The organism is Vibrio sp. 99-70-13A1 (assembly GCF_013114625.1).
In the GTDB taxonomy this organism is placed as follows: Bacteria; Pseudomonadota; Gammaproteobacteria; order Enterobacterales; family Vibrionaceae; genus Vibrio.
Genome location: NZ_VTXD01000028.1, coordinates 25,557 through 43,993, shown reverse-complemented (window position 1 = coordinate 43,993; position 18,437 = coordinate 25,557). Strand labels below are relative to the sequence as shown.

Sequence of the window (18,437 nt, the reverse complement as noted above, 5' to 3'; positions counted from 1 at the left end):
GAATGAGTTCATACTAAATCAATAAAAAGATCTTCTGATTTATAAAAAACCACTCACTCATCCTTAAAACGAGCTTTAAGTTCAAGTATTTGAGGCAAGTTCTCAATAAACAAATCCACCAGTGAAGGATCAAAATGTTGCCCTTTCTCTTCTTCAAGTAATGAGACCGCTTTTTCTATCGACCATGCTTGTTTATATGGACGCTCTGAGGTTAATGCATCAAACACATCTGCTATTGCAGCAATACGAGCGACAAGAGGAATATCTTCCCCAACAAGACCTTGTGGGTAGCCTTGACCATTCCATTTTTCATGATGAGATTGAGCAACCTGAACGGCAACTTGAAGCAACTTTGAACCAGACGTTTCACCTAGAATCTCAACGCCAATAGCAACATGAGTTTGCATAATAGCCCACTCATTAGCATCTAATTTACCTTGTTTAAGAAGCACATTATCTGGAATGCCTATTTTACCAATATCATGCATCGGGGCTGCTTCCCGTAATGTATCTGCGTCTTCTAATGACAAACCGCAAGCAAGCGCAAGGACATGACAAAAGTGGCTCATACGCAATACATGCATGCCGGTTTCATTATCTTTAAACTCACCAGCCCGACCGAGCCGCTCAATCATTTCCATTTTAGAGCGGTTAATCTCTGCGGTTTGTTCTTTCACTTTAAGATAAAGCATTTTTTGTTGGTGGTATAAGGCGAGTTGAGCGGCCACCCGTTGCAAGGCAATCGCTGGGTTTATCGGTTTGGTAATGTAGTCTACCGCCCCTAACGATAAACCTTTAACTTCATCTTCTGCCGAAATTTTAGCGGTAACGAATATGATAGGAATATGCGAGGTATTAGGTTGAGATTTAAGGATTTGACAGACTTCATAGCCATCAATTTCGGGCATCATTATATCAAGTAGAATGAGATCTGGCTGAGGAGACATTTGCGCCAATTTCAATGCTACTGCACCTCTTTTAGCAACCCTAATTTGGTACTGATCTTTTAACAAACCAGTAAGAACATCTAAATTGTCTGGCGTATCATCAACAATTAATACGGTTGCTTTATGAGTCATTCAGCCTCCAAGGTGATTACTTTAGCAATAATCAGATAACACTCTGAATTGTCTAGTTTTTCAAAGTGTAGAAGCTGGTTTTAATTTTTGCGAATAATGTAGGGAATAATATTGACGCTTTTACAAAGCAATTATATGCCCATCCTCATAAGGTGAGGATGAACATAAATAGGTGATTGGATTGGTTAAAAACAACTAAGAAGAGCATTTCAGATTAAGAGATGTATCGGCTTAGTGGATGTTGCACCTCTCTATTAGTTAAAATCATACTTTAGAGGTTTTACCACGCTATCTAGCCCTTCTACCTTTAATGCCAAGCATAACTGCATAAGCTCACCCAACTCTCCTTCTGGAAATTGTTTTTTATTGGCGAACCAAAGTAAATATTCTTCTGGCAGATCAATAAGCATTCGACCTGCATATTTACCAAAAGGCATTGGCATTCTAGCCAGTTTAATTAAGTTCTCTTTTTGCAACATGTTCGATTATTCAGGGTTTTCAATTTTCTTTAGAGTAACATCTAAGCGATCAACCCAAAAGTTGATTGCATCTTTAGGATCATCAAGGGAGTCCAACATGGTTGAGAAATCTTTATTGCCTGCCTCTCTGTCCACCGCGGCAAATAGCGCAGCGCCACTTTGAGCATCACTGACTAAAAGCTCGATAGTAGCACTACCTACATTAGTATGCTCACCCGTAGTGATCTTTGAGATGGTCGAAATAGCTAATCCATACGGTAGGACGCTGCTGGTCACCGCGAGAATTGGGTTGGGTGTTTCAACATTACTCAAAGCAATACTTAAGCGCAGTGAATTCCCAGTTGGCGATTCAATAACTGGCTTATGTGGTTTAATGGTATCGCTTAATCTCTGAACAAAATAAGTGGTTAACTCTTCAATTTGTTCATCGGTGATTGAGTTTTCCTCAGCAAGAACAAAAATTTGGTCAATAACGACTGAATCATATTGTCCTAACTTCCTCTTTAATCGATCAGCGTCTCTCAAACCAATTCTCGCCCATACGAGATCGACACCGCCTTCAGGACCCGGTCGAAAGTCTTCATAACTTGTAAACTTAGTCGCATGAATTCTAGGGGACTGCACACAGCCAAACAAAAATGCGGTCATCACTGCAATAAAAGCAAAGCGGGTTAATTGAGATGTCATTATGGTGCTCCGATATTTTTATATAGAATACCATTCCAAATATGAAATTTATATGAACTCAAAGCAAACTTTAATCAAAGTTATGAATTGCATCCAAAAAAGCCTGTCAATGACAGGCTTTAATAAGCTCAATGGGGTTAGCCATTGAAATATGAATAAGAGAATAAGCTACTTTTAAGAACGCTATTTTTTAAAGCAAGTGTCTGCCCAACGCGCTAAACCAGCAGTAACAGAACCGAAGTAATTTCCACTGACAATAGGCACATTAGGCACAGCTTGTTCAACCGCTTGACGCAAAATAGGCGAGCGAGCCGAACCACCTGTCATGTAAATCACATCTGGCGTTTTTTGTCCTTGCTGTATCGCTTCTTTCACCAGCTCAACCATTTTTGATTTAGGCGTTTCAATCGCTTCAATCATTTGTTCAACGGAAATATCAATTTCAACCAATTCTGAAGCTACGCTCACTGCCGCTCTGTATTGAGCTGAGTCCGCCAATCCAATTTTTGCTTCTTCAGCTCTTCGAACAATGCTGTAGCCTAAAGTGTCTTGGTAAACTTTAAGTAGACGATCAAGCTTTGCTGGCTCGGCAGCTTCTTTACGCAATAACTTCAGTGCGTTGAAGTTTTCACGAGAATAAAAGTTCTTCTGAGCTTCGACATTGTTAATCGCGATAGGATTCCAGAACTGAGTCAAAGGCATATCAATACCAGATGAACTTTTACTGGCTAAACCAAATGGCTGCATGAACTGTTTAAATGCAAGATAGATATCAAGATCATTACCCCCGACTCGCTGACCACTGTGAGCAAGAAGGCTTTGGGTACGATCTGTTTTCCCTACCCAGCTAGGTCCCATGTCTAATAAAGAACAGTCTGTTGTACCACCACCAATATCGACAACCAGTACGGTTTTGTTTTCTTTAAGTGTACTTTCATATTCAAGACCTGCGGCAACAGGCTCGAACTGAAATTCAATATCTTTAAAGCCGGCACGCGTTGCTGCGCGGTACAAAATACTCTCGGCTTGTTGGTTCGCTTCTTCACCGCCACGTCCATGGAAGTTAATAGGGCGACCAATCACAGCTTGTGTAATAGCAGTTTGTGTCGTGAGCTCTGATTGAGTTTTGATATTCGCCATCATCGAGCAAACCAAATCTTCAAAAAAACTAATCTGAACATCATGTAAGCCGTTAGCACCTAAGAATGATTTAGGTGATTTTACGTAATAAACGTCCCTTGGATCTTCGAGGTAAAGATCTAAAGCCGCTTGTCCAAATGCCATATCTTCTCGGACAAGTTCAATACTTTCTTCCCGGTTTGCAGCAATAGCTCTACGAAGAACTTGCTCGCCAACCGTATCACTCGGCTTAATATTTAAGTGGCGAAATAGGTGCTCGGAAACACTTTCGCGTGTAGGTGCGCATACGGTGGATGGAATATAAAAATTTTCACCTTCTAAAGGCAATAACGTTGGCTGACCATCAAGCACAGCAGCAACTGAGCAATTCGCAGTGCCATAATCAAATCCAATAAACATACTATCCTCCACTCAAGAAAAGGGGAAAGATGCTACAACAAACCTAGATCGATTACGAGTATTGATAAGGACTTTATACCAAAAATACAGACAGTTACCCCTCAATACGAAAGGCGACCTACATCACAAATATGATACTCACCATTAAATAACCACATAATTTGTATAAATTATAAAATGTATGTTATCAATAATTTAGATGAGTGATACTTCATACATAACGAAAACGATATAAGTCATAAATAAATAGTCTTTAATTAACAGCGCTTTATAAAATAAAAACTTTGATTCAGTTGAACATCAATATGATTCACATCGCTTGGCATATTTGACGCAGATCGTTCTATTTCCTAAGTTTTTATTGGACTTAAGATAAGTACAGGCAACTGTTTAGGATGAACAATGAATAAAAATAAGATTGTATTAGCACTCGGCTTAACATCAACCTTAGGTTTGGTCGGATGTTTTGATAGTGATAGCTCTAGTGGCTCCACTTCATCATCTGGCTATAGCGTTACGGCAATTGATGGCTACTTACAAAATGCCCAAGTCTGGCTCGACTTAAATGGCAACTTTGCATTGGATGCAAATGAACCATCAGCGACCACTGGGGCTGGAGGTAAGGCTACTCTCGATGTGAACGGCATACCTAACCCCGAAAGTTACTCTGTTATTGTTAGGGCAATAAAAGGACAAACCATTGATGAAGACACTGGCACAGAAGTGGTCAGTGATTATGTAATGTCAGCGCCTGCTGGCCAACAAGATGTGACCCCCCTTTCAACCTTAGTTCATGTCATTTTAGAACGTGATGACTCCATGACTGAAGAACAGGCAGTGATGACAGTCGCAACACAATTAGGCATTGAAACAGATGAAGTTCTCGGAGACTTTATTGAAGACGGCAATACCGCCGCCGCTTTTGGTGCCGAAAGCTTAGTCGATAATAATGTGCTCCCCACTTCCGTTGAAGATCTTGCGAGTGATGCTGACGAAGATAATTCAGGCTCTACCTTATTGGATGATGCGCAAGCCGTGAATGAAGGCGTAGCGGATTACATTGATGAACTTGAAGCAAACTTAGAAGAAGGCGAAGAACTCAGTATCGATGATGAACTGGTTTTGATCATTGATGAAAACGATCCTGATGGTTATGTGATTGAAACCGACTCTGATGGCGATGGCGTAGTTGATAGCCAAGATTTTGCGCCTCAAGATGCAACCGAGTGGGTGGATTCAGATAAAGATCTTATCGGTGATAATGCCGATTTGGATGATGATAACGACGGTACTCCTGATTTAGAAGATGATCTTCCTTATGACTCAACTGAAACGTCAGATAATGATAATGACGGTATTGGTGATATCAAAGATACTGATGATGATAACGACGGCATTCTAGATGTCGATGATTCTTCACCAAACACCCCTGACCTATCCCCTATTGAGCAAGTTATTGCCTTTATGCAAGCCAACAGCACATTCTACAGTTTATGGGCTGATGAAGATTCTTACCAAGACTCCATGGGTGAACAACAAACTGATGTCAGCATTTTCATGGAAAAATTCGAAGTGGCAAACAACATTGCTTCACTTCAAGCTAACTATGAAATTCAACCTGATGGCGCAATGTGGGAACAAGACCTATACGATGAAGATGACCAAGATATAGCGTTAACAACGACTGGCTGGGTAGCCTTTAACGATGTGTTTGAAATCGCAATTTCGAGCGACTCTGTCAATGTCTATCCGAAAGAAATCCCTACATTAACCTCTACAGCATTTGGGTATGTCAAAGCGTTAGCAGGTGAAAGTATTATAGATAATGCAGGTGAGCTTACCGATTATGTTGATAGTGAAGCCGTCTTCCCAGAAGGCGCTGAGGGTGGTGTTGTACAACTCACTCCAGATACAGATCAGTACTTCCTTTGGAATCAACCTTGGTTCTGGCGTGCATCTGGCAATACTGATGATGATGGGCACAATGCCGTCACGTTTGATGAACTAATGGTCGCTGTAGCGGATAAAGCTGAAACTGGTGATGCTACTTCAAGTGTGAAAGGTATCTCATTAGGTTGGGATATCGGTGTGCAATTTGTCGATGATAATACCGCTGTATACGTCTCTATGGATTGGAGTTGGGATGAGCAAACCAACATGCCAGGTAATGTCACCGTTGTTGGGTCTGGTACATGGGAACAAGTAACCGTTAATGAACAAAGTATCATTACTTTCAATGTACCGATGGCGGCTAGTGAGGCATGGGGTGACAATTGGGATGAAGATACGAATAAACTCATTCTATCGATTTACGACAATAAAGTTTATCAAGGCGATCGATTCGAAGCAGGAGAAAGAATTGAAGATGATGACGGTTTCTTACTCAATGAAGTCGCAAAAGCCGCACTGTTAGGAGCGATTAATCTAGAAGGCTGGTGTCCTATCACTGAAGTGGAAACTGGCGCTACTCTCGCTGATTTCAAAGCGCAATTAGCTGGGTGCGACCTAGTTGAAATGCAACTTGAAGGTGAAGTGTTATACCGAGTGAACGGCTCACGACAAACACGAACTGAAGCATTTGCTGCAGACAATCAATTGCTTCGCTTTAAAAATGGAGAACCTAGAGATAACTATTGGAACATAAATGAAGATGGGTTATTAGAAATTGGTGACGATGCAGATAACCTATGGGATTACCGAGCGTACATTGCAGACGGTAGTGGTGAGGATGAATTACGTATCGCCAACTTTGATCCTGAAGCGGGTGAAATTTGGATGGGTACCTACATTGAGCTAGATCTTGAAGATGCACTTCAAGAATGTAATACCAATGATTCCGAATGGGATGACGTCAATGAAGTACCTACCACCTTCTTCAGTTATGCGAAATATCTAGAAGCATTAGATGGATGTAAAGACGAACAAGACTATCGAGTTCCTAAGTTTAGTTCTGACTTCATTTCAGATGAGCTAGTGTTCCATTCAGATGATGAGCGCCTTACTTTCTACGGAGAAGATCATAGTACCGAAACCGCAGGTACAGGTCTTTTCGAAGAGTTTGATGACAACGGTAATCTGATGGCAGATGCATCAATGTCATTTACTTGGACGATGCATGATGAAGAACGCGGCATTGTTGCCATGAGCTTCTCATACACAGACGATAATGACGACGCTCAAACCGCAACGGACTATATGGCGCTTGCATACAGCAACGGTATAGAGTTCAACGTTAAGGTGTTCACTACCTCTACCGAATGGCAAGGTAACGACATTAGCGCAACTGGTGAGATTTGGTTTAATAACTATGCACACCCAGATTCTGAAGATGAGTTAACCGCACTAGGATTTTTGAACGGAGATGCTGTAAATCAACCTTAGATATCAATAAGACTGTAGAGGTAAACTATTGAAACAACTCTCTACATAACAACTGAAAGTAATAATAAAGCCAAACATGCTTACTGTATGTTTGGCTTTTTTATCAGAGCTTAATTTGAATTTAGGCCGCACAATACGAATCCCGTCAAACTTATGCTAGAGTCCGTCATCTCTGAAATGAATGGTTCTTGAAATGAAAACGCCTTGTAAAGCAGCATGTAAAAATGAGGGTGGTATTTGCACTGGCTGCCACCGAACAATCAATGAGATTATGGGTTGGGGCAAACTTTCTGATGACGATAGAAAGATCATTATGGATAAGTTAGATGGCACAAAAACAACGCATACTTGCCCGCAATGCGAGAAACCAGCGCAATGTGATATTAGTATGGGTAAAGAAACTTGTTGGTGTTTTGAACTTGAAAAGCGAGACACTAGCTCTATAGCCAAAGCTAATTTATGTATGTGCAGAAACTGTTTAACTGCATTACCAATCGAATAAAAAATCCATTCTAAATTCTAGATATTCAGCATGATATTGCAGCACAGCCTTTAAGGTACAGACGCAGTTGATGATGGCGTATGAATGATAGTAAGAAGATCAAAAGACTGACCTTCTTACTTCTTACTTCTTACTTCTTACTTCTTAGCAAGAGCCTTTTGAGAAAAGTGAACACCTTCCCAACCAAATTTCATAAAGTTTCGAATGTTTTGGTGATCATCATTTTCAGGAAATTCGAGTACGTCTTTGCGATAAAATTGACCAAAACAAGCCAGCGTCTGATCTGCTGATAAACCCTGTAAGACACCAAAAGCAAAAATTTTACACGAACCATTATTTTCACCAGCAAGGTTCGTTACCTCACCATTTTTAAATTCACTCGGTGAGAACGTATAGTTAGCTTCAACCACTAACATTGTCTCTTCGAATTGAATACTTTCAGGTGAAGTGTCGAGTTTAGTTAAGAATGAGGTAAGTTCCATTTAAAGTGCTCCATATCAATTGATTGAGCGAAGTCTACCCTGTTTCACTTTATTTAGTAAAAGATAATTCCTAACTTTACAGCATCGTAGATGCTCGTTTAATTTAAAGTCATCGCGCTTAATACAGTGAATACACACCTTCTACCTTTATCGGTATATACTGATATAAATAAGAATAAGGAGATTACTTAATGCTGAATGAACATAATTGCTTATTAGGTAACAAACCTGCGCAATTAGACTTATCAAAATGGCAGCAAACCGTAGACTTAATCTCTGAAATTTATAACTCAGCATGCGGAACCATTGTTCAAATGCGCGAAGATGATTTTAGTGTCGTGGTTGCTAGCAAAAATGAAGATAACTTTCTTAAAGAAGGCGATAACTGGCCTCGATCCATACAAAGCTTTTGCCGGACAATTATCGAAACAAAACAAGAACTTTATGTTCACGATGCATCAGATAATGTCGATTGGGTAAATGCTCCAGCGGTAAAACATGGTCATGTCCAATCGTATTGCGGGCTTCCTATTTATTGGCCAAGCGGGAAAATCTTTGGCACTATTTGCGTGATAGATACTAAGCCAACGGAATACAACGCCACTCTTCAGGCTTTATTAACTCAATTTTGTCGTCTGATCACCTCTGACTTAAAAATGATATCTGACTTCAATAAAATTAAAGATCTTGCCATTACGGATGAACTTACGGGCGTAAGTAACCGCAGAGGGTTAAAAGCTCTAGGGGAGCAAAAGTTTAAGGATGCCCGAAGATATCAGCACGCAATTGGCGTCGTATATTTAGATATCGACAATCTAAAATACGTGAATGATAATTTTGGTCATCACGCTGGCGACCGTTGCATTATAACGTTAGCTAAAGTGCTTCAAAAGAACTGCAGAGAGAGTGATATCGTCGCTCGTCTAGGTGGAGATGAATTCATCATTATCTCCTTAATTGGCTCACGTCGAGAGTTGATGTTGATGGCAAGCCGAATGGAAGACAAATACAAAGAAGCGGCCAATGCTAATGTCCAACTTAATAATACCTCCATTAGTTTTGGTGCCAGTATTGTTGATTGCTATAGCCCTTTGTCATTCGAAACACTATTGAGTGAAGCTGACCAAAATATGTATAGACACAAACAAATGAAAAAAGCCAAACCACAAACAAATAGTTGATAGACACTTTGCATGAACAGCTCTGATTTATGAACTTTTCGAGTAATGACGAGCTGATTTATAAAATATGAATTAATACACATATAACTAAGGGAAAAGACTGACATCCTTAATATTGAACGTTATATTAATCATATACATAACCAATATTAAAATTGAATGAACTCATCTACAGAAAAAAAAGTCGATTTGAATCGATATTTAAAATCAGGGATTCGAACCGCTGCTGTTATGAACTTCGGACCTAATGACTCCATTTCAGTCAATGGGGTTTATGTTGGCTGTAAACAAGATCAATACCTGATCATTGAACTCTCTCAAAAATCAGTTGAAAGCTTAACTCTACGCAAGCTCAACAATGTCGATATTGTTGTACGAGCGGTGACTGACACGGAACTAGGTCATATTATTGCGTTTAAAACCAGTATCTTATGCGCCATATCAAAACCAGCACACCTACTCTTTTTACGTCCACCAAGTAATTACGCCTCTAAACCTATCAGAGAACATGAGCGCTATAAAATCGATCTAGAATGCCAAGTACATTTTGGAACGCTTATCCTTGATGCCACTATTTTAGATTTTTCAGTTTCAGGTTGTGGACTCTACTTCTCAGAGCAATCTGATATTGATAATGGCATCAAATTAAAAGTTCAGTCAGCATTAAGTGAACACTTACCCGAAGATTTGGTTTATCAAGTAGTCAGTAAAAAGAAGCATAACAAAGGGTGGTTAATTGGTATTCAGTTTAAAGAACCTGTGGAGATGAATGACGAGCTCAAAAAAGAATTGCTAGAGCAGGCGTTTTTATCTGGGTCTCTTTAGCTCAGAAGAAAAGAAACAATAAAGGTAACTTCCATCTACCTTCACTCTCTACCTAGAGCTTAAGTGCTTTATCTGAAAGCTATACATGAAAATCATAGCTGTAATCATAAGCACTAAAGCATAGCAAAATTAGCTATCTAAAAAGTGTTTTTTAAAGTGCACAAAAGCTTGGTGTAATGCTTTCTCTTTAATAGGTTTAACTATTACATAGTTTGCCCCTGCAGCAATGAAACTTTCTCTTGTCGACTCTTGTGTGTCTGCGGTGCAGGCATAGACGGGCGTTGATATATGGAACTCTTCCCTAATGCGTTTTGTTGTTTCAACGCCACCAAGGTTTGGTAATTGATTATCCATCAAAATTAGGTCAAATACATTTTGCTGCAACAGTGCTAGAGCTTCTAACCCATCTTTTGCCCACGTTACTTTCATTCCATATTTCTTGCAAAAAGCCTGCGCAATAAAAGCATTGGTGTGGTTATCTTCAACTAGCAACACTTTTAACTCTCCACCAAATAGTGATTTAGTGTCTAACTCAGAGAAAGTCGGTTCAACGGGTAAAGTTCGAGTAAAATACTCAATAGGGATTTCAACAATGAACTCCGATCCAACACCCTTGAAGCTTTGAACTTTTATATCGCCTTGCAACATATCAACTAGGTTCTTGACTATCGCAAGCCCTAAACCCGTTCCGCCATATTCACGCGTAGTGGTTTCCTCTTCTTGCATAAAAGGTTCAAAAACTACGTCTAACTTCTCTTCTTCTATTCCAATACCAGTATCTTTTACGCAAATAATTAAATCTGCAGAATTAATATTAAATGCCGTTCCCAATTCAAAAGAAACCGCCACCTGCCCCTGATGAGTAAACTTGATTGCATTGCTTAATAAATTAAACAAAATTTGATTCAAACGAACTTGGTCGGTATTGATCTCAATACTCTTCGCAACTCGGTTGTCTAGAATCAAGTGCACCTGTTTATCTTCACAAAGCGGTCTATAAATACTATTCAACGTACTGACGACATCAGATAAAAGAAAGGCCTTCTTCTGAATATTAAACTGCCCTTGCTCTATCTTTGAAAAATCTAAAATATCGTTTAATACTGCCAATAAATGCTCTGCGCTATTACAAAGCATATCGACCTGTTTAGCATTATTTTCATGATCGACAGTTCGTTTAAGCAATTGAGATATACCCAAAATCCCATTTAATGGTGTGCGTATTTCATGGCTCATTTTCGCAAGGAAATCGGCTCGGATATTGGCAAGGTTTTCCGCTTCTTTACGTGCAATATTGGTTTGTTTTTCAGCATCAATCAGCTTTGTAATATCTTGGCCTTGTACCACCACTCCTGACACATCATGTTCAACCGTTATCGCTGAAATATTCCAACGAAAAACCTTAGTTCCAATAGGAATATTAATGCCTGTTAGTTTCGCACCATCTAACACCATTTTAATGTTAGGTCGCATCTCTTGCTCAAACTTTTGGGCAAACCAGCGCTCTTCATCATCATTAACCGATAGCGCCATTTGAGCTGCAGGGTTCATCTGAATTAATTCACCAGATTCAGACCAAACTAAAATAGGAGAATGAGAAAAGTTAAAGAGGTCTTCGAACTTTTGGTTTTGCTCGGCAATACGTTCAAAAGCATCAGCTAAGGTGCAACCAATATGATGGAACTCAAAGATTTCCGAACCTTCAAATTTTTGATGTGTATCCCCTTCACTGGCAGCCCGGGTGTAACCCATTAACTTATCGAGTTCACCAGAGACTCTTCGCTGAATCCAAGAACGAGCAAAAAAGGATAAGAAAAGAATACCAATGATGATCACTGCAATTGCTTTTTCGTAGTTCTGTTCTAACTCAACAACATTATTGTTCTTCTGCACGGCTCGGATGATGAGCGGGGTTTCCACATGGTTAATCGTGATAGAGACAACCGTGACAAAGTGTTCATCAAGCTCACTTTTAGGTCCATAACGTAATACATCAGAAATTGAGTAACTTTCACTGCCCTTGAAAGTTGAAGTCACAGGTTTACCGTGTGCTTCAATGATGATGTTTTCACAATTACTGCGTTGTTGAATAGATTCAGCTAGTGAGAAATTATTGTCGAGAATGACTGCTATGTATAGCTGCCCAAGTACTTCACCAGAGTCATTATCAATAATTGGAGTACGCCGAGACAGTAAATGGCGCTTACCCATATCTGTATCTAGCTTTAAAAAATGCCAATTACTGCTAAAAGCAACCTCATTGGATACCTTCTCTAAACTTTTATGAGTGAAGCCGTAAAATTGGGCACTGCCATCATCCCATTCAAGACCATTGTGGGTGGTGATGAAACGTAAATCTGGAGCGTGGTTTGGCTCCCTTTGATCTATCCCAAAAAAGAAATAGTTCAATTCATCTTTATCGCCACTTTTAAAGTAGCTGCGGAGAGTCTCGTTATTAGAACTACTGTCTTGATGTATTTGTAAAACCGAAAGGCGGTAATCAAACATGTTTTGAATCAAGCTAGAGGTTTGTTTAATAGTACGGTTGGTCTCTTGCTTAATAATATTACTACTAGTTTCATAGTTATGAATAAGCACGCCAATCGCCATCACACCGATAACCAGTATGATGATACGAGTGATTAATTTTGCTAGGGTGTTGCGAGGCATAATGGCGTAGCTTTTCTTCATTACTGTCCTGAATATCTAAACGCGCGAGCTTTAAGCCGAGACACTCGCTCCGGGGAATCATTTTTTGTGACTATGGAAAAATCTCCAGAATATACAGTCGGCACACTATACCCTTCTAGATCCCATTTAATGCCTTCAGCCATAGCAATACCAGTGTCATCATTCATTCTCATGACGGTAACATCTAACTCACCTTTTTCGAGTGCTTCAAGTTCTGCAGAACCGCCTCCCCAACCGTTCACCAGTATATCGGTTCTACCAGATTCCTGAATGGCTTGCGCAGCCCCAAGTGCCACATCTGTTGCACATGCATAAATAAAGTCGAGGTCTTCATTTTTTTTAATGCTAAGTTGTGCAGCTTTAAAAGCACTCTCTTTTGTCGCTTTTGTGTAAAACGATGAGGTGAGTTTAAAGTCAGTCTCTGAATTAATATCATGAATAAAAGTGTCACCACGAGCATCACTAATATAACCTTCAGAACGATATAAAACTGAGTACTGAGCGTCTGCTTTTACTGTCTCTTTAAAGTAATCAGCTAACTTTAAGCTGCCTGTTGCATGGTCGAAACCCACGTACATAAACGGCTGGCGATCATCCCATGCTCGTACTGGCGTAGTAATGTTCTGCAAAATTAACTTTGTATCAGTCGAACTTAAAACATGCTCAATGAATTTACGGTGTCTCGTTGTATCCAGAGTGAAGATTAAATAATCCGTCTTATTCTTTATCGCTTCCTGCAAAGAAATACTTTGCTGGGTAATATCTTCATTAACACGAGTAAACACCTGATTAATTTGGTAATTAATCTTCAATCGGTCTAGTCGCTTTTCAAACGCTTGGATATTTCTCACCCAATAATCTGATATTTGCTGCCCCGGATACACAATAGAGATAGTGATCGGTTTCTCTTGCTTTATTGTTAATGGTTTAGGGCGGCTTTGAACGACGTCATTCAGCTTCTGAGTCAGTTCATTTTGCTCGGGATGTTGGTCAAGAAACTCTTGATACTCCCAATAATCATTAAGTATGTGTGTTCCGTGTGACATTGCGGGACTCGCGCATAAAGCTATCCCAAGTAACATAAGTGAACGTTTCATTTTTTTCTCATTTGTTATGAGCTACTTTGGCTCATTTTCTTTACCTAGCACAATGTCATATCATGGTATGACTTGTTTGTATTATGTAGGACATATAGAGAAAATGATAGAAAATTAACATTACATTGGTACAGCGTTCCGTTTTATCTTGCTATAGGAATAAATCGACAATGTTTTATTGGTTATACTTATAAAAACCACCAGTTACGGTGGTTTTTTGATATTTTTAATAAGCGTTTTCTTAATGAATTTTCTGATGATTACTAAGAATTAAAAGGTCAGTGCTAAATTACCAGAAGCTCCAAACTGGTTATCGCCAGCATAACTACCTGCTAAGTCAAAGCTAACGACATCCCATGGGCTTATCCCAATACCAGCCGTTAATGAATCATCTAAAGTATCTTCTAAGTCAATCTCGTAACCTGCTCTTAATTGCGCCCAGCCCCAAGCATTACCTTCAATACCAAAGCGAATAAATTGAGTATCATCTTCAAGGTTTTTAAAGCGTTCTTGAGAGGTTAAATCGGCATCAGCAGCTAGCGTGAAATATTCGTGGGCATAAGCAAAGCCAAGTGTTGCTTGAGGGTTTAGTTCATAAGCCCCTGTACTGCCTTGTGAAAATTTAACTTCTTGAGCCAAAACGTCTTTAACAGCAAAGCCAACCTGAAAATTCTCTTTATACCACATGGCACCAATATCGAAGTTGAATGCGGTTTCAGATACTTCAGACTCATCGTAATCTTCTAAATCAAAGTCTTTTACTCTTTGACGATTAGAATACGTTGTCAGCTCTTGGTATTTTGGTGATATACCAAATGAAAACCTTTGCTCTTTAATTGTGAATTCTTTCGCGAAAGAAATACCTAGCTCAGCATATCCAAAAGCCGCCATCGCAACATAAGAATCGTTGTATCGGTTTTCGACATCAATTGCCGAATTACCCGTATTATCTGCAATTTCTTCTATCGCGATCACTTCCACATACCCACGAGAAAACAAGTTTGTTGAAATGGCTTTGATAGGAAGAGCAACGGCGATGCTCGCACCAGCAGTGACGGCTAATGGTGAATTACCTTGTAAGTCATCCATATAAGCGTTTAGCTGATCTATATCACCTTGGGAAGGAACTTGACCGCTGTTGATCATATCATCGTAACGATCAATGGCATCTTGTAAGTCGTCTATCGTCGTGAGTGAGTCATCTGTGTCTCTTGCCGTTACTCCAATAGCAGGAAGTAACAAACCAAAATCGTCATGTTCACGGAAATTTGCGCCAAGCGCAGGGTTATAAAAAGGAGCAACTAAGTAATCGGCTGATGCTACGCCTGTATTACCCATTGCATTACCACGCCCATCAGCCACGTGGTTTGCTGCATTTACTGACAATGTTGTACACGCAAAGCCCACTGCAAGCGCCAACTTATTGAAGTGTTTCATATCCGTATTCACCTTATTATTTTATTTACTGCATAATAAGATTAGCACTACCAATGAAACATATGCATCAACAATCACAAATAATGAGTTGCCCATCAATAAGCAGAAGTGATGATTGAAGAGAAATGATTTTTTCTTTTTTAATTTTGGTCAGTTGCTTAATAGCGTATTCCATTTTGAGTGCCACACTTTTGGACTCAGCAGGAATGTGCCACTCCAGAGTTAAAGGTCCTTTACCTTTCAAAGCCTTTGCCCCTTTACCCGTTTGGTGCTGTTGAAAACGGCGTTCAAGGTTGTTCGTCACCCCACAATAAAGCGCATTGTGGCAATTGCGGATTAAGTAGACGACCCAATCCGCATTATCGTTAGTAGTATTCATTAACAGGAATATTCAGAATCAAATATTGACGGTTATTCAATTAAAGTAATGAATTAACGAGTTCTTTTAGCTCACGTAACTCTTCTTTCAAATTCGCCACTTCAGACTCAAGCTCTGCAAGCTTTTCATTGTTTGCAGCAGCAGAGGAAGAAGATGAAATATGAGACGGCGCTGCACTTTCCATCGCTTCGATATCCACTTCACCGCTTAACAAGTGTTGGTAACGAGACTCACGCTTCCCAGCTTCACGTGGTAGCTTCACCACAAGAGCACCTGCCTCTCTAACTGAAAGCTTATCTAATACCGCTTCTACTTCTTTAACATCGTTAAATGCAGCTAAGCGATTAGTACGAGTACGAAGTTCACCTGGCGTTTGAGCGCCGCGCAATAGCATGCAGCAAATGATGCCACGTTCCTGCTCCGAAAATTGCAGATCACCAAATTCAGTATTACAAAAACGATGTTGGTATTTATTCACACGGCTGTTGAAGCTACTCTCATCGCTCACTAGGCGTCGATTAATTAAACCATCAACCGCATCCAAAACATCAGATTCAGACAGTGCCATCACAGGTTCACGGTTACTTTTTTGGTTACAAGCTGTCGTCAAACTATTCAGAGTCAATGGATAATGATCGGGCGTTGTTACTTCTTTCTCAATCAAACAACCAATGATTCTAGCTTCTATAGGTGAAAGCACGATATTCATAGTTTTTCCTTATTATTGTTTTGGATTCCATCTAAACATTTTTGAATGTTTCCGAACTTAAACGCTAGTGTTCAGACAAAATAGGGACTTTACGTTTACGACCTTGCTCATCAATCATTATGATTTTAGAACGATTCAGCTCAATTTCTATCACTTCTAAATATCTACGTTCTTTCACATACGCAGAGCGAATCTTTTCATGTTCTTTAGAATACTCAGGATCATAGTCCTCTTCGAACTCATCCAGTATTGTTTGTTGATTCATTTCGCATTTTCACATCAATGTTATTTCTAGCGTAGATAATATAGTGAAGTATCATCGAAAGACAATCGTCCACCTATGCGAATGTCCAATTAATACACAACCTTACTTTTGCTTTGATCTAAAGACTGTTACATCACCATTTGATGTGTTTTAATCAAAGGTAGACAACGTATTATCAAGATTAGGAAAAGGGAATCTATGAGCAGCGTATTTGAAATCGTGAACCAAGCACGTCGTAAAAACAAACTTAAACGTGAATTGCTAGACAACGAGAAGAAAGTTCGTGACAACCGTAAGCGTGTTGATCTACTTGATAACCTTCTGGACTACATCAAACCAGAAATGACTCATGATGAAATTCTTGGCATCATTAAAAACATGAAAGCCGATTACGAAGATCGTGTTGATGACCACATCATTAAGAGCGCAGAGATTTCGAAAGCGCGTCGTGATATCAGCCGCCGTATTCGCGAACTAACAGAAGAAGATAAGCAAACTCAAGGTAAAAAGTAATTTACTTGTCTTAGTTAGGTTATTTTATAAACTCACGCTTAGTCGTGAGTTTTTTATTGCCTGTCGATCTACTTCAACAACCTATCCTTACATGTCAATTAGATAACACCGTCTATACTCATTACATCTCTCTCAAAGGGGCTAGACTATGTATTCGCATCTATTGATCACACTTCTTCTTACTGCGACACAACCTCACTCAGAAGCTTTAGAAAAACTCCAATCTGACGATATGGAAATGACCTACGATGATTTAGTCGTCGACATCCATGGTTATAAAGTACCGACTAGAGCCGCTTTTAGAGGCTGGATGCTTCTAAACCACGCAGAAGAAAAAGTACTTAAGATTGGTACACAATTACGAGATGCAGGGGTCACCAGCAAAATGCCGCTGCACCTGATTCTATTGCAAGGTACTGATTGGGTGATGAATAACACAACCTTATTTACTCTCCCTAACGCACAAAACCTGCCAAACATGATTAATACACTGAAGTTTATTCAAACATACATAGAGCCTGAGCTTGGTATTGTGATACCTGTTTCTGGGGAGCGTACTGATATTTATAATAAACAAGCAGGAGGAGCCCTACGCAGCAAACATTTAAATTTTTGCGCATTAGACCTTGTCCCATCACAAGATATTAGCCGTGCAGAACTTCATAAAAAATTAAAGTCAATTCACGCCAAGTATGGGCAAGAGTTTAATGTGGGTCTTGGGTTGTATTCCGGTGTTCGATTCCATATTGATACATGTGGATTTCGAAGTTGGTAAGAGTCATTAAGACTTCATAAACACCAAAAGACTATAACGTAAAGTGTCAAAATGACTTTATAATAATTATAAAATTAAACAAAACATTGATTTAAATCATTTTTATAAATTGGCACAGATCTCGCTATAAGAATAATAGTCGTTATCATTATCTTTAGGTGGTCAATATGTCGAATTCAACTCAGCGCTTTCAAACTCTTTTATCTGTATCAAACGTTGCTTTGCTATTAACCGCAATACTCATGCTCGTGAGTATCATTATGGCCTACCCATTAGCAGACAAATTTTCTCTTCCCGTACAAATTGCAGCTCATATAAGTACTATTCTCGTTGCTGCATTCTTGAAGATAAGTTACGTCACGCGCTGTCTTGCACAATATAACCTTGGCTTAGAAGTCCGATAAATACCAAATAGT

General features: G+C 39.5%; 18 protein-coding genes. 7 read left to right on the top strand and 11 right to left on the bottom strand.

All coding sequences use genetic code 11. The annotated features are described in order from the left end of the window. Positions 1-53 precede the first annotated feature (53 nt). From F0226_RS16495 to yegD, 4 genes are all read right to left on the bottom strand, one after another. The gene (locus tag F0226_RS16495; RefSeq protein ID WP_171736669.1) at positions 54-1,079 is read right to left on the bottom strand and encodes a two-component system response regulator; all 1,026 of its coding nucleotides are present in this window, start codon (positions 1,077-1,079) and stop codon (positions 54-56) included. 254 nt (positions 1,080-1,333) lie between these two features. Continuing rightward, on the bottom strand, positions 1,334-1,558 hold the full coding sequence (locus F0226_RS16490) for a DUF3820 family protein (protein ID WP_171736668.1): 225 nt from the start codon (positions 1,556-1,558) through the stop codon (positions 1,334-1,336). A 6-nt stretch (positions 1,559-1,564) separates the two neighbouring features. Further along, complete coding sequence (locus tag F0226_RS16485) at positions 1,565-2,206, bottom strand: DUF3313 domain-containing protein (RefSeq protein WP_171736690.1); 642 nt, start codon at positions 2,204-2,206, stop codon at positions 1,565-1,567. 222 nt (positions 2,207-2,428) lie between these two features. After that, entirely contained in the window at positions 2,429-3,784 is a 1,356-nt protein-coding gene (gene yegD, locus F0226_RS16480; protein ID WP_171736667.1) for a molecular chaperone, read from the bottom strand. A 402-nt stretch (positions 3,785-4,186) separates the two neighbouring features. Between yegD and F0226_RS16475 the strand changes: the two genes are divergently transcribed. Further along, a complete protein-coding gene (locus tag F0226_RS16475) occupies positions 4,187-7,165 on the top strand; it encodes a hypothetical protein (protein ID WP_171736666.1) in 2,979 nt (992 codons plus the stop codon). A gap of 193 nt (positions 7,166-7,358) precedes the next feature. After that, on the top strand, positions 7,359-7,667 hold the full coding sequence (locus tag F0226_RS16470; RefSeq protein ID WP_171736665.1) for a DUF1289 domain-containing protein: 309 nt from the start codon (positions 7,359-7,361) through the stop codon (positions 7,665-7,667). Positions 7,668-7,804: 137 nt separating this feature from the next. Here the strand turns inward: F0226_RS16470 and F0226_RS16465 are convergent, their stop codons facing one another. Next, entirely contained in the window at positions 7,805-8,149 is a 345-nt protein-coding gene (locus F0226_RS16465; RefSeq protein WP_171736664.1) for a HopJ type III effector protein, read from the bottom strand. Positions 8,150-8,340: 191 nt separating this feature from the next. Here F0226_RS16465 and F0226_RS16460 point away from each other — a divergent pair, with 191 nt between their 5' ends. Next, a complete protein-coding gene (locus tag F0226_RS16460) occupies positions 8,341-9,330 on the top strand; it encodes a sensor domain-containing diguanylate cyclase (RefSeq protein WP_171736663.1) in 990 nt (329 codons plus the stop codon). 159 nt (positions 9,331-9,489) lie between these two features. After that, positions 9,490-10,155 (top strand): PilZ domain-containing protein, encoded by a 666-nt coding sequence (locus F0226_RS16455; protein ID WP_171736662.1) that lies wholly within the window; start codon positions 9,490-9,492, stop codon positions 10,153-10,155. A 129-nt stretch (positions 10,156-10,284) separates the two neighbouring features. Here F0226_RS16455 and luxQ read toward each other — a convergent pair whose 3' ends face one another. The 6 genes from luxQ to F0226_RS16425 form a co-directional block, all read right to left on the bottom strand. Beyond that, positions 10,285-12,846 carry a quorum-sensing autoinducer 2 sensor kinase/phosphatase LuxQ gene (gene luxQ, locus F0226_RS16450; RefSeq protein WP_171736661.1) on the bottom strand — a complete coding sequence of 854 codons (2,562 nt, stop codon included), beginning with the start codon at positions 12,844-12,846 and terminating at the stop codon, positions 10,285-10,287. After that, entirely contained in the window at positions 12,846-13,943 is a 1,098-nt protein-coding gene (locus F0226_RS16445) for an autoinducer 2-binding periplasmic protein LuxP (protein WP_171736660.1), read from the bottom strand. The genes luxQ and F0226_RS16445 overlap by 1 nt, the downstream gene beginning before the upstream one ends. Before the next feature lie 270 nt (positions 13,944-14,213). Further along, complete coding sequence (locus F0226_RS16440) at positions 14,214-15,380, bottom strand: conjugal transfer protein TraF (RefSeq protein WP_171736659.1); 1,167 nt, start codon at positions 15,378-15,380, stop codon at positions 14,214-14,216. A gap of 67 nt (positions 15,381-15,447) precedes the next feature. Beyond that, a complete protein-coding gene (locus F0226_RS16435; protein WP_171736658.1) occupies positions 15,448-15,759 on the bottom strand; it encodes a GIY-YIG nuclease family protein in 312 nt (103 codons plus the stop codon). 40 nt (positions 15,760-15,799) lie between these two features. Then, entirely contained in the window at positions 15,800-16,468 is a 669-nt protein-coding gene (locus tag F0226_RS16430) for a YceH family protein (protein WP_171736657.1), read from the bottom strand. 64 nt (positions 16,469-16,532) lie between these two features. After that, positions 16,533-16,733, bottom strand: coding sequence for a hypothetical protein (locus tag F0226_RS16425; protein ID WP_171736656.1), 201 nt, complete (start codon positions 16,731-16,733; stop codon positions 16,533-16,535). 198 nt (positions 16,734-16,931) lie between these two features. On the opposite strand from F0226_RS16425, the gene F0226_RS16420 reads away from it, so the two are divergent. The 3 genes from F0226_RS16420 (at position 16,932) to F0226_RS16410 (ending at position 18,425) form a co-directional block, all read left to right on the top strand. Next, positions 16,932-17,246, top strand: a complete 315-nt coding sequence (locus tag F0226_RS16420; protein WP_004730049.1) for a DUF496 family protein — start codon at positions 16,932-16,934, stop codon at positions 17,244-17,246. A 148-nt stretch (positions 17,247-17,394) separates the two neighbouring features. Then, positions 17,395-18,021 (top strand): D-Ala-D-Ala carboxypeptidase family metallohydrolase, encoded by a 627-nt coding sequence (locus F0226_RS16415; RefSeq protein WP_171736655.1) that lies wholly within the window; start codon positions 17,395-17,397, stop codon positions 18,019-18,021. Positions 18,022-18,188: 167 nt separating this feature from the next. After that, positions 18,189-18,425: a hypothetical protein gene (locus F0226_RS16410; protein WP_171736654.1), complete on the top strand. Its 237-nt coding sequence runs from the start codon at positions 18,189-18,191 to the stop codon at positions 18,423-18,425. Positions 18,426-18,437: the final 12 nt, after the last annotated feature.

Coding starts and splice junctions, on each gene's coding strand:
- F0226_RS16495 (WP_171736669.1), bottom strand. CDS start 1,079: ATGACTCATAAAGCAACCGTATTAATTGTTGATGATACGCCAGACAAT.
- F0226_RS16490 (WP_171736668.1), bottom strand. CDS start 1,558: ATGTTGCAAAAAGAGAACTTAATTAAACTGGCTAGAATGCCAATGCCT.
- F0226_RS16485 (WP_171736690.1), bottom strand. CDS start 2,206: ATGACCGCATTTTTGTTTGGCTGTGTGCAGTCCCCTAGAATTCATGCG.
- yegD (WP_171736667.1), bottom strand. CDS start 3,784: ATGTTTATTGGATTTGATTATGGCACTGCGAATTGCTCAGTTGCTGCT.
- F0226_RS16475 (WP_171736666.1), top strand. CDS start 4,187: ATGAATAAAAATAAGATTGTATTAGCACTCGGCTTAACATCAACCTTA.
- F0226_RS16470 (WP_171736665.1), top strand. CDS start 7,359: ATGAAAACGCCTTGTAAAGCAGCATGTAAAAATGAGGGTGGTATTTGC.
- F0226_RS16465 (WP_171736664.1), bottom strand. CDS start 8,149: ATGGAACTTACCTCATTCTTAACTAAACTCGACACTTCACCTGAAAGT.
- F0226_RS16460 (WP_171736663.1), top strand. CDS start 8,341: ATGCTGAATGAACATAATTGCTTATTAGGTAACAAACCTGCGCAATTA.
- F0226_RS16455 (WP_171736662.1), top strand. CDS start 9,490: ATGAACTCATCTACAGAAAAAAAAGTCGATTTGAATCGATATTTAAAA.
- luxQ (WP_171736661.1), bottom strand. CDS start 12,846: ATGAAGAAAAGCTACGCCATTATGCCTCGCAACACCCTAGCAAAATTA.
- F0226_RS16445 (WP_171736660.1), bottom strand. CDS start 13,943: ATGAAACGTTCACTTATGTTACTTGGGATAGCTTTATGCGCGAGTCCC.
- F0226_RS16440 (WP_171736659.1), bottom strand. CDS start 15,380: ATGAAACACTTCAATAAGTTGGCGCTTGCAGTGGGCTTTGCGTGTACA.
- F0226_RS16435 (WP_171736658.1), bottom strand. CDS start 15,759: ATGAATACTACTAACGATAATGCGGATTGGGTCGTCTACTTAATCCGC.
- F0226_RS16430 (WP_171736657.1), bottom strand. CDS start 16,468: ATGAATATCGTGCTTTCACCTATAGAAGCTAGAATCATTGGTTGTTTG.
- F0226_RS16425 (WP_171736656.1), bottom strand. CDS start 16,733: ATGAATCAACAAACAATACTGGATGAGTTCGAAGAGGACTATGATCCT.
- F0226_RS16420 (WP_004730049.1), top strand. CDS start 16,932: ATGAGCAGCGTATTTGAAATCGTGAACCAAGCACGTCGTAAAAACAAA.
- F0226_RS16415 (WP_171736655.1), top strand. CDS start 17,395: ATGTATTCGCATCTATTGATCACACTTCTTCTTACTGCGACACAACCT.
- F0226_RS16410 (WP_171736654.1), top strand. CDS start 18,189: ATGTCGAATTCAACTCAGCGCTTTCAAACTCTTTTATCTGTATCAAAC.